Annotated in this window: 15 protein-coding genes; 8 read left to right on the top strand and 7 right to left on the bottom strand. The window is 67.8% G+C overall.

Annotated features, from left to right (window positions below; translation table 11 throughout):
• Positions 1-64 precede the first annotated feature (64 nt).
• From SB751_RS13700 to SB751_RS13690, 3 genes are read right to left on the bottom strand one after another with little or no spacing between them, the layout of a single operon-like run.
• Positions 65-439: a DUF3325 domain-containing protein gene (locus SB751_RS13700; RefSeq protein ID WP_244844436.1), complete on the bottom strand. Its 375-nt coding sequence runs from the start codon at positions 437-439 to the stop codon at positions 65-67.
• Positions 436-2076: a PepSY domain-containing protein gene (locus SB751_RS13695; RefSeq protein ID WP_410748127.1), complete on the bottom strand. Its 1641-nt coding sequence runs from the start codon at positions 2074-2076 to the stop codon at positions 436-438. The genes SB751_RS13700 and SB751_RS13695 overlap by 4 nt, the downstream gene beginning before the upstream one ends.
• The gene (locus tag SB751_RS13690) at positions 2076-2444 is read right to left on the bottom strand and encodes a DUF3649 domain-containing protein (RefSeq protein ID WP_313817088.1); all 369 of its coding nucleotides are present in this window, start codon (positions 2442-2444) and stop codon (positions 2076-2078) included. The genes SB751_RS13695 and SB751_RS13690 overlap by 1 nt, the downstream gene beginning before the upstream one ends.
• A 176-nt stretch (positions 2445-2620) precedes the next feature.
• On the opposite strand from SB751_RS13690, the gene SB751_RS13685 reads away from it, so the two are divergent.
• From SB751_RS13685 to SB751_RS13675, 3 genes are all read left to right on the top strand, one after another.
• Entirely contained in the window at positions 2621-4207 is a 1587-nt protein-coding gene (locus SB751_RS13685) for a class I adenylate-forming enzyme family protein (RefSeq protein WP_410748126.1), read from the top strand.
• 10 nt (positions 4208-4217) lie between these two features.
• Entirely contained in the window at positions 4218-5048 is an 831-nt protein-coding gene (locus SB751_RS13680; protein ID WP_144198266.1) for an IclR family transcriptional regulator, read from the top strand.
• A gap of 75 nt (positions 5049-5123) precedes the next feature.
• The gene (locus SB751_RS13675) at positions 5124-5489 is read left to right on the top strand and encodes a 5-carboxymethyl-2-hydroxymuconate Delta-isomerase (protein WP_144198265.1); all 366 of its coding nucleotides are present in this window, start codon (positions 5124-5126) and stop codon (positions 5487-5489) included.
• A gap of 7 nt (positions 5490-5496) precedes the next feature.
• Here SB751_RS13675 and garD read toward each other — a convergent pair whose 3' ends face one another.
• Positions 5497-7092 carry a galactarate dehydratase gene (garD, locus tag SB751_RS13670; RefSeq protein ID WP_144198264.1) on the bottom strand — a complete coding sequence of 532 codons (1596 nt, stop codon included), beginning with the start codon at positions 7090-7092 and terminating at the stop codon, positions 5497-5499.
• Positions 7093-7119: 27 nt separating this feature from the next.
• Complete coding sequence (locus tag SB751_RS13665; RefSeq protein ID WP_144198263.1) at positions 7120-8484, bottom strand: MFS transporter; 1365 nt, start codon at positions 8482-8484, stop codon at positions 7120-7122.
• A 427-nt stretch (positions 8485-8911) separates the two neighbouring features.
• On the opposite strand from SB751_RS13665, the gene kdgD reads away from it, so the two are divergent.
• Together kdgD and SB751_RS13655 are read left to right on the top strand one after the other, a co-directional pair.
• A complete protein-coding gene (gene kdgD, locus SB751_RS13660; RefSeq protein WP_144198262.1) occupies positions 8912-9826 on the top strand; it encodes a 5-dehydro-4-deoxyglucarate dehydratase in 915 nt (304 codons plus the stop codon).
• Between the two features lie 367 nt (positions 9827-10193).
• Complete coding sequence (locus tag SB751_RS13655; protein ID WP_410748125.1) at positions 10194-11183, top strand: isopenicillin N synthase family dioxygenase; 990 nt, start codon at positions 10194-10196, stop codon at positions 11181-11183.
• Between the two features lie 90 nt (positions 11184-11273).
• Here the strand turns inward: SB751_RS13655 and SB751_RS13650 are convergent, their stop codons facing one another.
• Both SB751_RS13650 and SB751_RS13645 read right to left on the bottom strand, forming a co-directional pair.
• The gene (locus SB751_RS13650) at positions 11274-11732 is read right to left on the bottom strand and encodes an HU family DNA-binding protein (RefSeq protein ID WP_092296638.1); all 459 of its coding nucleotides are present in this window, start codon (positions 11730-11732) and stop codon (positions 11274-11276) included.
• A 307-nt stretch (positions 11733-12039) separates the two neighbouring features.
• Entirely contained in the window at positions 12040-12537 is a 498-nt protein-coding gene (locus SB751_RS13645) for a DUF962 domain-containing protein (RefSeq protein ID WP_211942649.1), read from the bottom strand.
• A gap of 236 nt (positions 12538-12773) precedes the next feature.
• Here SB751_RS13645 and SB751_RS13640 point away from each other — a divergent pair, with 236 nt between their 5' ends.
• From SB751_RS13640 to SB751_RS13630, 3 genes are all read left to right on the top strand, one after another.
• A complete protein-coding gene (locus SB751_RS13640; protein WP_211942650.1) occupies positions 12774-13673 on the top strand; it encodes an arylamine N-acetyltransferase family protein in 900 nt (299 codons plus the stop codon).
• Positions 13674-13865: 192 nt separating this feature from the next.
• Complete coding sequence (locus tag SB751_RS13635; RefSeq protein WP_144198258.1) at positions 13866-14630, top strand: SDR family oxidoreductase; 765 nt, start codon at positions 13866-13868, stop codon at positions 14628-14630.
• 90 nt (positions 14631-14720) lie between these two features.
• Positions 14721-16481 carry a class I adenylate-forming enzyme family protein gene (locus tag SB751_RS13630; protein WP_410748124.1) on the top strand — a complete coding sequence of 587 codons (1761 nt, stop codon included), beginning with the start codon at positions 14721-14723 and terminating at the stop codon, positions 16479-16481.
• Positions 16482-16492 lie beyond the last annotated feature (11 nt).

The raw sequence follows: 16492 nt of genomic DNA, 5'->3' as shown, positions 1-16492 counted from the left end.
CGGGTTTTTTCCCGTATCCGTCTGGATGGTGGCGTCGCTCTGACGGCGGCGCTCGTTCGTACTGCTACGCCTGCACGATCAGGATCGCGGCCAGCGCGGCAGCCACACCGATGCCGATCGCGCCGCGCGCGATGCGCGGCGTGACCTGCGGTGCATAAGAGAAGGCGCCCACCACCGTCAGGGCGCTGACGGTGAGCAGGCCGGCCCAATAGATCACGCCGAAGGCCCAGCCCTGGGCCACCACGCAGGCGGCCAGCGCCAGTGCGAGCGCGATCCAGCCCTGCCAGCGCAGGCGGCGCACGCGGGAAGGCAGAGGCTCGACGCCCCGGCCGAAGATGTCGGCGTGATGCCGGTCGATGGTCTGGGCCAGCCAGGTAAAGCCGCCCACGGCAAATCCGATGCCGGCCACGCAGACCGGCCACATGGCGGGTGCGCTCATGACGCCTCCCCCATGGCGCCCGTGCGCGCCGACGCACCGGCGCCACGTGCCGCGGGACGCGGGCGCCCAAGCCACCATGCCGCCGCGCCCAGCCCCAGGCCAATCGCCAGCACGGTCAGGTCGAAGCCCGCCAGTACTGCCGGCCCATGCAGCAGCGTCACGCCCAGGTGGGCGGTGCCGGTCAGCGCGTTCAGCAGCGGCAGGCCCGCGAACAGTACGGCGCCGGTGCCCAGCAGCACCCGCCACATGCCGCGCGTCGGGCGGATCTGGGCGACCAGCGCCGCGATGGCCCAGGCCGTGAAGAACATGCGGATTTCCATGTCGGGCCGCTGCGCGATACCCACCGGCACCAGCCGGTTGGCCCAGAAGTAGCTGGCGAACGCAATCGGCAGACCGGCAATCACGCCGAGGTTGAGCGCTTCCACCAGCCGCAGCCCGAACGGCGTGCGGCCGGTGGCGGCAATCGTGCGTGCATGGCTCTGGCGCGTCTTCACGGCCCAGAGCAGCGCGCCGGTCGCCACCATCAGGCAGCCGGCCAGCCCGGAGGCGAAGAACAGCGCGCGCAGCAGCGGCGGCGCGAAGTGCGCGACGTGCAGGCCCACCATCACGCCACGCGTGGCGCTGGCATTGCCCGGATCGTCACCGAAGGTTTCCTTGAATGCGCCGGTGGTGCCGGCGAACACGACGGTAGGACGGAGTGAAGACAGGCTGTGCCCCGCATCGCGGGTCATCGTGACGATGGCGTTGGCGTCGTTGGGGCGCTCCACGCTGATCCGTGCCGGGGCCACGCCATCCCACCGGGCAATCGCCTGCGCCAGCATCGGCCCCACCGGGGCCAGCGGCGCCGGCACGCCGGCCGCCTGCACGCGCGGCGCGCGGAGGCCCAGTTCGGCATCGAACCGCTTCGGGTCGCCCTGGTAGACCGCCTGCACGCCCCACGGCATGTACATGAACAGCAGCGTCACGAGGCCGGTGTAGGTAATCATCAGGTGGAACGGCAGCGCCAGGACGGCGGTGGCGTTGTGCGCATCGAGCCACGAACGCTGCCCCTTGCGGCTACGGAAGGTAAAGAAGTCCGCGAAGATGCGCCGATGGGTGATCACGCCGCTCAGGATGGCCACCAGCATGAACATGGTGCAGAAGCCGATGATCCAGCGCGCCCAGATCGCCGACATGTAGTGGAGGTCGAAATGCAGGCGGTAGAGGAACTCGCCGCCGCGCGTCTCGCGGGCGCCGGGCACGGGTGTGCCGGTCACCGCGTCCAGCGTGCGCATCTCCAGCCGGGCGCGGTTGCCCTTGCCGGCATCCTCGGGGCGCGGCTGGCGCAGCCAGGACACCGTGGTGGTGGAACGGCGGTCGTCGGGGAGATTGATGAACCAGCGCTCGGCATTCGGTGCCTGTTCGCGGAGGAAGGCGATGGCGCCCTCGGCGGCCTGGCTGGTTGTGGCGGCGGAGATGTCGCCACCCAGCCGCGCGTGCAACTCGGGCTTCATCCACAGCGTGATCTCGTCCTTCACATAGCTGGCGGTGCCGCCGCAGAAGACGAGGAACAGCACCCAGCAGACCAGCAGGCCCGACCACGTATGCAGCCACGCCATCGACTGGCGCAGCCCCTGCCCCTTTCGCAATTCGGCCATTACGCGCTCCGCAGGGCCAGCCAGCCCAGTCCCAGGACCGCGCAGGGCACGGCCAGTCCGATCCACGCGCGCCATGCCGAATCGACGGCGAACACCCAGATTACGGCCAGCGCGTACCAGAGGAACGACAGCAGGGAGGCGGCGACCACCGCTTCGGCGCGCGCCATGCCGGTCCAGCGAGCCAGCGCGAGCGCGACGCAGCCCGTGGCGAGTGCCGCGAGCCCGTAGCCGCCCAGGATGCCGGCGATCGCCCGCGAGGCGACCGCCACGCGGTAACTGGTCGAAATGCCCTGCTTCATGTTGCTGCGAATCCCGTAAAAGCCGCAATGATAAGCGTTCTCATCCGCATTGTCTTTCAGGCATCGCATTTTGGCGGGTTCCGGGGGCGCAGACATTGAAGACATGTCGCGAAAAGCCCAAACGCAAATTCCACTATGCAGAACTATGATTCCACGCTGCGGTTGACAGCTTCCGCGGATCGATGGGACGATGCGACGCATCAATACCGGCGACTTCACGCCGGAAGCCTTGCCCGGAGACACGCATGCGTAGTACCGCCTTGCCCGCGGACCGTTCTGGTCACGCGTCCACCCCCACCCAATCCAACGCTTTCCGCCCTGCCTTCCAGCGCCTGCACCAGACCATGGGGCCGTGGGTGGCCAGCCATCCTGACCGTGTGGCCGTGATGGATGCCCACCGCGCGCTGCGCTATGGCGAACTGGACCTGGCCGTGCGCGAGACCGCCCAGGCGCTGACCGCGCTCGGCGTGCGCGGCGGCGACCGCGTGGTGCTGGTCACCGAGAACAGCGTCGGCTGCGCCGTGCTGCTACTGGCGCTGAGCGCCATCGACGCGTGGTCGGTGCCGGTCAACGCCCGGCTGTCGGCGCGCGAGATCGCCAATATCGTCGAGCACGCCGGCGCGCGCGTGACCTTCTATCTGGACAACGATTTCCCTGAAGCGCGCGAGCACGGCCTGGCGCGCGGCGCGCAGTGGGCCGATACGGCGGCGTGGCCGCACGTCGGCAAGCTGCTGGTCAGCGCCATCGACGAGAGCGCCGTGGCCGAGCCGGTGGCCGCCGAGGCCCGCGAACAGGTGGCCGCGCTGATCTATACGACGGGCACCACGGGGGCCTCGAAGGCGGTGATGCTGACGCACGCCAACCTGATGTTCATCGGCCATTCCAACCGTTTGCAGGCCCGCGTGCAGGCCGGCGACCGCGTCTATGGCGTGCTGCCGATCTCGCACGTCTATGGCCTGTCCGTGCTGCTGGTGGGCCCGGTGTCCAACGGCGCCACGGTCTACTACGAGCCGCGTTTCCGCCCGGAGAAGCTGGCGCGCACGCTGGTCGAGGAACAGCTCACCGTGCTGCACGGCGTGCCGGCCATGTACGCGAAAGTGATCGAATGGAGCCGCACGCAGGGCCAATCGCTGCGCACGCCGTCGCTGCGCATGGCGCAGTCGGGCGGCGCGCCGCTCACGGCGTCGCTCAAGGCCTCGTTCGAGGACGCCTTCGGCATCGTGCTGCACAACGGCTACGGCATGACGGAGACCTCGCCCACCGTGTGCCAGACCCGTGTGGATGCGCCGCGCACCGACTGCTCGGTCGGCCCGGTGGTGCCGGATGTGGAGCTCCGCCTGGGCTCCCCGCTGCCCGACGGCAGCGGCGAACTGCTGGTACGCGGCCCCAATGTGATGAAGGGCTACTACCGGCGCCCGGACCTCACGGCGCAGACCATCGATGCCGACGGCTGGCTCCATACGGGCGACCTCGCGCGCATCGACCCGGACGGCGCGGTGTCCATCGTCGGCCGCTCGAAGGAAATCATCATCCACTCGGGCTTCAACGTGTACCCGGAAGAAGTCGAGCAGTCGCTCAACGCGTTCCCGGCCGTGCTGCAATCGGCCGTGGTGGGCCGGGCTACCGAGGGCAACGAGGAAGTGATCGCCTTCGTCGAGGTGCGCGGCGGCATGACGCTGGACGAGCCCGCGCTGCGCACCTTCCTGCGCGACCGCCTCTCGCCCTACAAGATGCCGGCCGAAATCCGCGTGGTGGCGCAGCTGCCCGCGGCGCCCTCCGGCAAGATCCTCAAGGCGAAGCTGCGCGAGCAGCTTGCCGCCGGCAACCTTTGAGCGACGCACCATGGATAGCCAGGCCGATTCCCTCTCCGACCTCCCGCCCGCCGCGCCCAAGGCGGACAACCGCAAGGAAGACCGCCATTTCGTGACTGCGCTGGCGCGCGGGCTCGACGTGCTGGCGTGCTTCCGCGCCTTCGACAGCGAGCTCGGCAATGCCGAACTGGCCCAGCGCTGCGGGCTGCCGAAGTCGACCGTCTCGCGCCTCACGCACACGCTGACCGAACTCGGCTACCTGCAGGCGCTCACGGAGCCGGTGCGCTACCGGCTGGGCAGTTCCGCGCTGGCGCTGGTACCGGCCGGCCAGCCCGGCGCCGACGTGCTGGCCGTGGCGCGGCCCTACATGCAGGAACTGGCGGACCTCTCGCAGGGGGTGACCTCGCTGATCGTGCGCGACCGGGGCCGCATGCTGATCTACGAGAACTGCCAGTCGGAGAGCTACCTCACGCTGCGCGTGGCCGTGGGCAGCCGCGTCTCGGGGCTCAACACGGCTGCCGGGCGGGCCTACCTCCTGGCCCTGCCGCCGGCCGAGCAGCGCCAGGCGCTGACCGCGTTCCGCGCCGACGACCGCGTCAGCGCGGCCCACGCCGAGGGCGTGCTCTCCGCCAGCCGTGACGAGGCGCGCCGGCTCGGCTGCACCACATCGTTCGGCGAATGGCTGCCGGACATCAACTCCATCGCCCTCGCCTTCCGGCCCGGCCAGTCCCTGCCGCCGATGACGCTCAGCTGCAGCGGCCCGAACGCCATCGTGCCGCCGGCGCATCTGCTGGAAAAGGTGCGGCCGCTGCTGCGCGACCACATTCGCCGCATCGAGGCCGCGTTCGGCGTGGCGGCCTGAGCCGAGGGGTTCCCCGGAGGGCGCCGGTTTGCCGTACGATGCTGGCTTTCCCTCCGATCCTTCGACGCTCCCGCCATGCCGCAACTGATCATCGAAATCACCGAAAACACCCGCCTGACCTGCTCGCAGGACGAGCTGCTGGATGAAGCCAACGCCGCGCTGCTGGCCACCGGCCAGTTTGGCGAGCCGGACATCAAGTCCCGCTGCGTGACGCTGACCACCTACCGCCAGGGTACGGAAAACCGCGACCGCGCCTTCGTGCACGCCACGGTCTGGATTCTGGATGGGCGCGAGCAGGCCGTGCGCAAGCAGATCGCGCAGGCCGTGTGCGGTGTCCTCACCGATGCGGTGCGCCCCGGCGCCGGCCAGAGCGTGCAGGTCAGTGTGAACGTGCAGGAGATGGAGCGCGCCGTGTTCACCAAGCAGATCATCGGCGAGTAAGGCCGGCTCAGGTCACCGGCGCCGGGTTGAACAGCGCGAGCGAGTTGTAGAGCTTGTGGTGCTCGGCCCAGGTCTTCTTGCGGCCGCTGGCCACGTCCAGCATCAGGTTGAACAACTCCCAGCCCACATCCTCGATGGTGGCCTCGCCGGTGGCGATGCGGCCCGCGTTCACGTCCATCAGGTCGTGCCAGCGGCGCGCCAGGTCGTTGCGGGTGGCCACCTTGATCACCGGCACCTCGGCCAGGCCGTACGGTGTGCCCCGGCCGGTGGTGAACACGTGCAGGTTCATGCCGGCGGCCAGTTGCAGCGTGCCGCAGATAAAGTCGCTGGCGGGCGTGGCGGCGTAGATCAGGCCCTTCTGCTTGAGCTTCTCGCCCGGCGACAGCACGCCGGAGATAGCCGAGCTGCCCGACTTGACGATGGACCCCATCGCCTTTTCCACGATGTTCGACAGCCCGCCCTTCTTGTTGCCGGGCGAGGTGTTGGCGCTGCGGTCCACGCGGCCACGGTCCAGGTAGCGGTCGTACCAGTCCATCTCGCGGATCATGGCCTCGGCCACTTCCGGCGTGGCGGCCCGTGCGGTGAGCTGGGCGATGCCGTCGCGCACCTCGGTCACTTCCGAGAACATCACGGCGGCGCCGGCCCGCACCAGCAGGTCCGTGGCGTAGCCCACGGCGGGGTTGGCGGTCACGCCCGAGAAGGCGTCGCTGCCGCCGCACTGCACGCCCACCACCAGTTCCGAGACCGGGCAGGTCTCGCGCTGGCGCGCGTTCAGCACGTCGAGGTGCGATTCCGCCATGGCCATGATCGAGTCGATCATCGACCCGAAGCCCACGTGCTGGTCATCCTGCAGGCAGACCACGCCCACCTGCACCTCGCCGGCGCCGGTCTGGATGGGGATCGTGCCGGGCGGCATCAGGCGTTCCGGCTGGAGCTTCTCGCAGCCCAGGCTCACCATCATCGCGCGGCCGCCGAAGTTGGGGTTCAGGGCGATGTTGCGCAGCGTGCGGATGGGCACCACGGCGTCGGGGGCGTCGATGGCCACGCCGCAGCCATAGGTGTGCTCCAGGCCGATCACATCGTCGACATTGGGGTAGCGCGGCAGCAGTTCGGCCTTGATGCGGCGCACCGCGTGCTCGACCACGCCGGACACGCACTGCACCGTGGTGGTAATCGCCAGGATGTTGCGGGTGCCCACCGAGCCGTCCGGGTTGCGGAAGCCTTCGAAGGTATAGCCCTCCAGCGGCGGCAGCGGCGCCGGCACCCGCGTGCCGATCGGCAGGTCGGTCAGGCCCGGCGGCTCGGGCATGCGCAGCACGCGTTCGTTGATCCAGCTGCCGCGCGGCAGGTCTTTCAGCGCGTAGCCGATCACCACGTTATAGCGCATGACCGCGTCGTCCTGCTTCAGGTCCACCAGCGCCACCTTGTGGCCCTGCGGCACGCGTTCCACGAGCGTCAGGCCGCACGGGAACACCGTGCCGGCGGGCAGGCCGCCGTCATTGGCGATGATGGCCACGTTGTCGTCGGCGTGGATGCGGATGTACAGCGGCTTGGGGTCGGCAGCCACGGCCTGGGCGGCCACCGGGGAATCCTGTTCAGACATGTTGGGGGTCCTTGTCTTCTCTCTATATCAGGCGTGCTTCAGTTCCACGCGCCGGATGTCCTTCACGATCACCAGGTAGCTCACCACGGTGACCAGGGCGTTGATGCCCACGAAAACCAGCGCGCCGTTGAACGAGCCCGTGACGCTGAGGATATAGCCGATCACGATCGGCGTCACGATGCCGGCGATATTGCCAAACGTGTTGAAAATGCTGCCGGCGAGGCCCATGACCTCCTTGGGCGCCGTATCGGCCACCACCGCCCAGCCCAGCGCGCCAATCCCCTTGCCGAAGAAGGCCAGCGCCATGATGCCGACCACCAGCCACTCGGCGTCTACGTAGTTGCAGGCGATCATCGACACCGACAGCAGCATGCCGACCACGATTGGCAGCTTGCGGGCGAAGGTCAGCGAGTAGCCCTTGCGCAGCAGGCTGTCGGAGATCACGCCGCCCAGCACGCCGCCGAGGAAGCCGCAGATGGCCGGCAGGGAGGCCACGAAGCCCGCCTTCAGGATCGACATGCCGCGCGCCTGCACCAGGTACACCGGGAACCACGTCAGGAAGAAGTACGTCAGCACGTTGATGCAGTACTGGCCCAGGTACACGCCGGCCAGCATGCGGTTGGAAAGCAGCTGCTTGGCGTAGAACCAGCCCGCCGGTGCCTTTTCGGAGCCCTGGCCGGCGCCCTCGTTCATATGGATCAGCCCGCCGCCCTGCTCGATATGCGCGAGTTCGGCGCGGTTCACCGCCGGGTGCGTGGCCGGGCTGCGCATGATCTTGAGCCATACCAGCGCCAGCGCCATGCCCATCAGGCCCATCCACAGGTACACGTGGTGCCAGCCCCAGCTATGGACGACCCAGGCCATCAGCGGCGTGAAGACCACGGCAGCAAAGTACTGCGCGGCGTTGAAGATGGCCGACGCCGTGCCGCGCTCGGCGGTGGGGAACCAGCTGGCCACGACCTTGGCGTTGGCCGGGAAAGCCGGCGATTCGGCCAGGCCCACGGCGAAGCGCAGCGCGAACAGCACGGTCATGGCCGAGCCGATGGTGGCGAACACGCCCAGCCAGCCCTGCAGCAGTGTGAAGAACGACCAGACGAAGATGCTGGCCGCGTAGATGCGGCGGGCGCCGAAGCGGTCGAGCAGCCAGCCGCCCGGGATCTGCGCCATCACATAGGCCCAGCTGAAGGCGGAGAAGATATAGCCCATCTGCACGGCGCTGAAGCCGAACTCCTCGCGCATGGCGGGGCCGGTAATCGACAGCGTGGCCCGGTCGGCGTAGTTGACCGTGGTCACAATGAAGATAAGCAGGAGAATCCAGTAGCGGACGTTGGTGCGGCGCGCGCCTTCGGCGGAAGTCGCGGCGGCGGCGCTGGAAGTGGGGCTTGCGTTCATCGGGTCTCCTCACAGCCGGGGACCGGGTGCAGGATGCGTGGAACCGGCTTGTGATATGTCGTCGTACGACTCCGATTATAGGGACGTGGTTCCGTCAGACACAGTGCGCGTTTACCCTAGAACGGTGCGAACCGCCCTGCTTTCGGGCATCGGGCCACTTGCCGCCCCTTTCAATCTCCTTGCGGTCTGGCGGGCGATCGGCCGGGTTGGGCGAGGCGACGCCAGCCCCCGCGTGCCCGCCCCCGGTGCCAGCAAAAATGCCGGGGTTTTCCCTCAATCGTGCCCTTAGCCCTTGCACCGTCAAGTTGTTAGTTGTACGATGACTTATCTCGAATCCACTCAGCAGTTGGGTGCGAGGTCATCGAACGGGCCTTGCCCCATTAACAAACCACACCATTTTCGCCATGTGGCGATCAGGATGAGCGACATGACTACACCGCAAGAACTCAAGCAGATTATTTCGGACGGCCTGCTTTCGTTCCCCGTGACCGACTTTGACGAACAGGGCAATTTCCGCCCATCGACCTATATCGAACGCCTGGAATGGCTGGCCCCGTACGGCGCCTCGGCCCTGTTCGCAGCCGGCGGCACGGGCGAGTTCTTCTCGCTGACGCAGCAGGACTATTCGAACGTGATCCGCACCGCGGTGGAAACCTGCCGTGGCAAGGTACCCATCCTGGCCGGCGCCGGCGGCCCGACCCGCGTGGCCATCGAATACGCCAAGGAAGCCGAGCGCCTGGGCGCGCACGGCATCCTGCTGATGCCGCATTACCTGACCGAAGCCAGCGAGGAAGGCATCGCCAACCATATTGAAGAGGTCTGCAAGGCCACCAAGTGCGGCGTGATCGTCTACAACCGCGCCAACTCGCGCATCGGCGCCGACCTGCTGGAACGCGTGGTAGACCGTTGCCCGAACCTGATCGGCTTCAAGGACGGCGTGGGTGAGATCGAGGCGATGGTGCGCGTGCGCCGCAAGCTCGGCGACCGCCTGGCCTACCTGGGCGGCCTGCCCACCGCCGAGGTGTACGCCGCTGCCTACAAGGCGCTGGGCGTGCCGGTGTACTCGTCGGCCGTGTTCAACTTCATCCCGAAGACGGCGATGGACTTCTACCGCGCCATCGCGGCGGACGACCACGCTACCGTGGGTCGCCTGATCGACGACTTCTTCCTGCCGTACCTGGACATCCGCAATCGCAAGCAAGGCTATGCGGTGTCGATCGTCAAGGCCGGCGCCAAGCTGGTTGGCCACGACGCCGGCCCGGTGCGCGCACCGCTGACGGACCTGAACGAAGAGGAAATGGGCAAGCTGGACGCCCTGATCCGCAAGCTGGGACCGCAGTAAGCGGTCATGTGGTGCCCTCCCCGCTGCGGGAGGAAAGAACTGAACGCCGGCCTTTGCGCCGGCGTTTTTTTGGGCGCGCCGCACCATCCTGCGGCATGGCGTGCGCCACCCCGGCGCAAATCGGCCCGCAATTGGCCCAAAATCGGCGCCATCCCCCTGGCCCGAAACCTGCAATCTCACCCCCCGAAGAGTAGAAGCGTTCAACCGCCCACCCCCGGTGCGCGGCAGGAAATTGCTCTTGACGTCCGTGCCCCGCCCTTGCGCGACTGGCACCGGGGCTCAAGAGATCGTCCGCAGGTCAGATCCCCCGGCAGTCATCGCGCGAAAGGCAGGGCCGCACCCAACCTTTCCTGACTCCGGAACGATCATGACCAGCACCGCCTCCCTCCACGAACTGGCCCGCGAATCCCGCATGGGTGCGCAAGGCCACGAGACCAGCGCGCGCGAGATCCGCCGCATCGACCTCTCCGACTACCCCCGCCGCAAAGCCGAGATCGCCGACGAACTCTGGCATGCCGCCGTGGACGTCGGCTTCTTCCAGGCAGCGAACCATGGGATCGACCTCGCCGCCGTGCGCGAAGCCTTCGCCATGACCGAACGCTTCTTCGCGCTGCCGGAGGCCGTGAAGGGCCAGTATCCGCTCCAGAAGGCCCTCAACGCGGGCTGGGAGTCCCGCGCGCAGGTGCGGCCGTCCACCGGCACGCCGGACCAGAAGGAGTCCTACCAGATTACCCGCCCGCACATGGCGCCGCTGTGGCCCAGCGAGGCGGAGCTGGCCGGCTTCCAGGCCACGATGCTGGCCTTCGAGCGCCAGTGCTGGGAGGTGGGCATGAAGATCCTGTCCTGCTTCGCCGACAAGCTCGGTTTCGATCCGGATTTCTTCACGCGCGCCCACGACCCGGCCGCGCCGGACTACCAGAGCACGCTGCGGCTGCTCCACTACTACGCGATTCCGCCCGAGGCGCAGGACAAGCTCGAACTCTGGCGCGCCGGCGCCCATACGGATTTCGACTGCCTGACGCTGCTGTTCCAGCGCCAGGGCCAGGGCGGCCTGCAGGTCTGCCCGGGCAAGGAGATGGAGGCGCAGGCGTGGACGCCCATCGCTCCGGACGAGGACGTCATCACGTGCAATATCGGGGACATGCTGATGCGCTGGAGCGATGACCGCCTGCCGTCCAACTTCCACCGTGTGCGCAACCCCGCGCCGGGCGAGTACATGGGCCCGCGCTACAGCCTGGCGTTCTTCTGCCAGGCCAACCGCGAGGCGGTGATCGAGGGCCCTGCGCGGCTGTACCCGGCCATCTCGGCAGGCGATTTCCTGCGCCAGCGCGTGGCGGCCAACTTCAAGGCGTACTGATCCGCCCTCATCGTCCGGGCATCCAGGCAACAAAAAACCCCACGCGCCGGAGCGGGTGGGGTTTTCAGGACTACCAAAGATGCGTGGCGATCAGGCCGCGGCGTCCTTCAGCTTCTTCAGCGGACGGACCTTGACCTTGACGCTGGCCGGCTTGGCCGGGAACCAACGCTCTTCACCCGTGAACGGGTCCTTGCCAAAGCGCTTCTTCTTGGCCGGCACTTGCTGCGCGGTCACCTTCAGCAGGCCCGGCAGCGTGAATTCGCCGGCGCCCTTCTTGTTCAGCGCGCTGACGATGGTGTTTTCCAGATGGGCCAGCACCGACTTCACGGCCTTGGCTTCCAGCTGGGTCTGAGCTACCAGGTGAGCGACCAGGCTCGACTTGTTGAAGGTGTCCTTCAGCGGCTTCGGGGCCGGAGCAGCGGCGGGAGCAGCCTTCTTGGCCGGAGCGGCCTTCTTGGCGGCAGCCTTCACGGGTGCCTTGGTTGCCGGTGCCTTCTTGGCAGCGGGCTTGGTTGCAGTCTTCGTGGTCGGTTTCGCTTTGGTCGCCATATCGATATACGTGAGTTGAAGAATGTGTCCCGGCGTATCGCTGCGTATCGCTGCGTATCGCTGCGTCTCACCGCAGTGGCACGTTGCGAATCACGGGTGCCGGTACGCACTGAATCATAGCGGAAAGTACCGCAAGTCAAGGGGTTTTCGTACATGAGGTACGTCAAACCCAGTGAAAACCCCGGGTTTTGTCGCTGCTTTGCGTCAGCAACGGCCTTGCAAGCAGGCCTTGCGCACGCGCAGAGGGGGTACGTCCCCCCACTTTGGCGTGCGCGGCGTGTGTCCGGAGATTCGGAATCTGACCCGATCAGTGCACGTGCGCGGCCATCGCGTCGTGCGTGTCGCGGGCGAGCCCCATCGCGAACGCGGTCTCCGCCACCAGGAAAAGCGGGCCGATCAGCAGCCCGACGAGGTCATCGACGAAGGCCGGCTTGCGCCCTTCGTAGTAGTGCCCGACGAACTGGATGATCCATCCCACCACGAACAGGCCGATGCCCGAGGCAAGCCAGGCCGCCGTGGGCAGCGCGGCAATCCATGCCCCAACCCATAGGAATACGGCCAGAATGACCACCATGGCGAGGCCGAAGCCGAACGACAGCCGCAGGTAGAACAGGCACGAGAGCGCGTACACGACCATGGCGGGGGTAAGGAACGCCGCCCCCTCGCCAAGCGGCATGGCGGGCCGCGCCAGCAGCGTGGTCACCGCCAGCACGATCATCGGGATGCCGACGAAATGGGTGACGATGTTGCGGCGATCGCGGTGATAGGCCGCGTAGTGCGACAGATGCTCGATCAGGGTTTTCACGGGGCGTCTCCTGTGAGAGGTGCCCGGCTGAGGATGACCCTGTCATGCGTGGGGCATCGGTGCCGGTGGCGTTGTGGACTTATAGTAGTGGGCGCGCCGGCCCGGGTCCACCCCACCGCTGACAAAGCGGAATCCAAGCGGAATCCAAGCGGAATCCGTCGGCGCAGCCTGGCATTCTCGCCAAACCAACCGCCGTCGGGCCGCTGCCGGCCCCCCCTACGGAGACAGCGATACCCATGCTTCCCGTCGATGAAATCTCCCCGCTCTCGCCCGATCAGCTGCAGGCATGGCTGGCGCGGATCGGCCTCGATACCGCGCCGGCCACCCCGGACCGCCCCGCGCTGGACGTGTTGATCGCGGCCCAGCTCGCCCATATCCCGTTTGAGAACCTGAATCCGCTGACGGGCCGCCCGGTACGGATCGATCTATCGGACGTGTTCGAAAAACTCGTCACCGAAGGGCGCGGCGGCTACTGCTTCGAGCTCAATACCCTGTTCTGCGCCGCCCTCAAGGCGCTCGGCTATGCCGTGGTACCCCTGGCCGCGCGCGTGCGCTGGCAGCTGCCGCCGGACCATCCGCCCACCGGGCTGTCGCACATGCTGCTGCGCGTGGAGGTGGCGCACGAGAGCTATCTCGCCGATGTCGGCTTCGGCGGCACCACGCCCGACCGCGCGCTGCCGCTGTCTCTGCCGATCGACCCGGCCCAGCCGTTCCGGCTGGTGCCCACGCCGGCGGCGCAGTCGGCCAGCAGCGCGTTCCACGCCTACGACCTCGAATTCCGGTCCGATGACGGCACCGGCGCGGACGACTGGCGCGTGATGTACCGCTTCGACCTGACCCCGCAGCCGAAGATCGATTACGTGGCGCGCAACTGGTACGTGTCGACCCATCCAGACAGCCAGTTCACACAGACGCTGATGGTGGCGCGGGTGGTGGACGGGGTGCGCCTGGCGCTTCGCAACGGCCAGTTCGCCGCGCGCGCCGCCGACGGCAGCGTCCAGAAGCAGGAACTGGACGACGCCGAGGCCGTCATCGACCTGCTCATCCACCGCTTCGGCATCCCCCTGGACGCGCCGCTGCGCGGTGCGCTGGCCGCCACCCTGCCGCGCGTGCTCGCCGCCGACAAGGAGGCATGAGGGGCATAAGGGGCCGAGCGTTCCACGCTGCGGCACGCGTCATGCATCGCGTGAATTGCCCGCAGAAAGTTTGCTGATACCACCCCCGGCGTGGCGTTTTGCGGGTGGACTGAGGGGGGCGGCGTCCCCATAATGTGCCGGCACCTCATATATCCAGCGACGGCAGGACCGCCGCGATCCTCAGGAGACACCATGTCATTGTTCGATCTGTCGGGCAAGGTTGCCATCATCACCGGTTCGTCGCGCGGCATCGGCCGCGCCATCGCCGAGCAGATGGCCGTGCAAGGCGCCAAGGTGGTCATTTCGTCGCGCAAGGCCGAGGCCTGCGCCGAAGTGGTAGACGCCATCAACGCGCGCCACGGCGCCGGCACCGCCATCGCCGTGCCGGCCAATATCTCGTCGAAGGAAGACCTCCAGCACCTGGTGGACGAGACCAACCGCACCTTCGGCAAGGTGGACGTCCTGGTCTGCAACGCCGCCTCGAACCCCTACTACGGGCCGATGAGCGGCGTCACGGACGACCAGTTCCGCAAGGTGCTGGACAACAACGTCATCTCCAACCACTGGCTGATCCAGATGGTGGCGCCGCAGATGATCGAACGCCGCGAGGGCTCGATCATCATCGTGTCGTCGATTGGCGGCCTGCGCGGCTCCCCGACGATTGGCGTCTACAACGTCTCCAAGGCGGCCGATTTCCAGCTCGCGCGCAACCTGGCCGTGGAGTTCGGGCCGCATAACGTGCGGGTGAACTGCATCGCCCCGGGCCTGATCAAGACCGATTTCGCGCGCGCGCTGTGGGAAGATCCGGAGCGTTACAAGCAGTCGACCCAGGGCGCCCCGCTGCGCCGCATCGGCGAGCCGATCGAGATTGCCGGCGCTGCCTGCTTCCTGGCCTCGGCCGCCAGCACCTTCATGACCGGCCAGGCGATGGTCGTGGACGGCGGCGTCACGATCTGACCCACACCCCTCCCGGGCGGCGGTGGCTCCGGCCCCTGCCGCCCCTCGCGTTTCTGCACGTCCACCTGCAATGCAGCCCCGGAGGCAGTCATGTCGCAACATCCTCAGCAAACCGCCGCGTGGCCGGTGATGTCCCTCGCCGAAGCCCACGCCCGCCTGACCGCGCCCGGCGCGCCGTTCGAAACCGAGACGCGCGTGATCCGCGGCATTCCCACGACTGTCTGGAAAAACGCCCCGCCCACGCTGCGCGACCTGTTCCTGGTGGCCGCCGCCTGGGGCGAGAAGACCTTCGTCGTCTATGAGGAAGAGCGCGTCAGCTACCGCGCATTCGCGCTGGCCGCCACGGCGTTGGCACACCAGTTGATCCAGGACGGCGTGCGCAAGGGTGACCGCGTGGCCGTGGCCATGCGCAACCTGCCGGAATGGCCGGTGGCGTTCTTCGGCGCGCTGCTGGCGGGGGCCATCGTCACGCCGCTCAATGCGTGGTGGACGGGCGCCGAACTCGAATACGGGCTGGCCGATTCGGGCAGCCGGATTGCCATTGTCGACAACGAGCGGCTCGGCCGCATCCTCGAGCACCTGCCCGCCTGCCCGGCGCTGGAGCGCGTCTATGTGTCGCGGCTGCCGGAGAGCGGCGATTTTTCGCAGGTCGCCGGCGACGCCCATATCGCCACGCTCGAATCCGTGATCGGCCCGTCGTCGGCCTGGAACGGCCTGCCCTCCCAATCGCTGCCGGCCATCCCGCTGGACCCGGACGAGGACGCGACGATCTTCTACACCTCGGGCACCACCGGCAAGCCGAAGGGCGCCGTGGGCTCGCACCGCAACGCCACCTCGGTAGCCGTGGCGGCCCAGTTCAGCCCGCTGCGCAACCTGATGCGGCGCGGCGAGCCGGTGCCGGAACCCGATCCGAACGCCCCGCAGAAGGCGGCGCTGCTGGCGGTACCGTTCTTCCATGTGACCGGCTGCATGTCAGTGCTCAATGGTGCACTCGCGACGGGCGGCAAGATCGTGCTGCTGCATCGCTGGGACACGCTCCAGGCCATGGCGCTGATCGAGCGCGAACGCTGCACGGCGGCGGGCGGCGTGCCGACCATCGCCTGGCAGATCATCGAACATCCCCGGCGTGGCGACTTCGATCTGTCATCGCTGGAAAACGTGAACTACGGCGGCGCGCCGGCCTCGCCGGAGCTGGTGCGGCGCATCAAGGAGGTGTTTCCGCACGCGGCGCCCGGCATCGGCTGGGGCATGACCGAGACCTCGGCTACCTTCACCAGCCACAGCGCGGAAGAATATGTATTCCGGCCGGACAGCAGCGGCCCGGCCCTGCCGATTGGCGAGATGAAGATCGACGACGGCTTTGGGCGCGCCCTGCCCGTGGGCGAGACCGGCGAGTTGATGGTGCGCGGCGCGAACGTGGTACACGGCTACTGGAACAAGGCCGAGGCGACGGCCAAGACCTTCGTCGATGGCTGGCTGCACACCGGCGACATCGCCCGGCTGGACGCGGACGGCTTCCTCTATATCGTCGACCGGATGAAGGACATGCTGATCCGGGGCGGCGAGAACATCTACTGCATCGAGGTGGAAAGCGCGCTGTATGCGCACCCGGCCGTCATGGACGCGGCGCTGGTCGGCATTCCGCACCGCACGCTGGGCGAGGAGCCCGGCGCGGTGGTAAGCCTGAAGCCGGGCATGCAGGCCACGGAGCCGGAATTGCAGGACTTCGTGCGCCAGCAACTGGCGGCGTTCAAGGTGCCGGTGCGGATTATCGTCAGCGGGGAGATGCTGCCGCGCAATCCCAATGGGAAGATTCTGAAATCCAACCTGCGCAAGCTGTTTGAAGCCTGACGTGGCCCCCC

Source organism: Cupriavidus sp. SIMBA_020, assembly GCF_046535395.1.
Classification (GTDB): Bacteria; Pseudomonadota; Gammaproteobacteria; order Burkholderiales; family Burkholderiaceae; genus Cupriavidus; species Cupriavidus campinensis.
The sequence above is the reverse complement of the archived record's forward strand: the minus strand, read 5'-3'. Positions and strand labels throughout refer to the sequence as shown.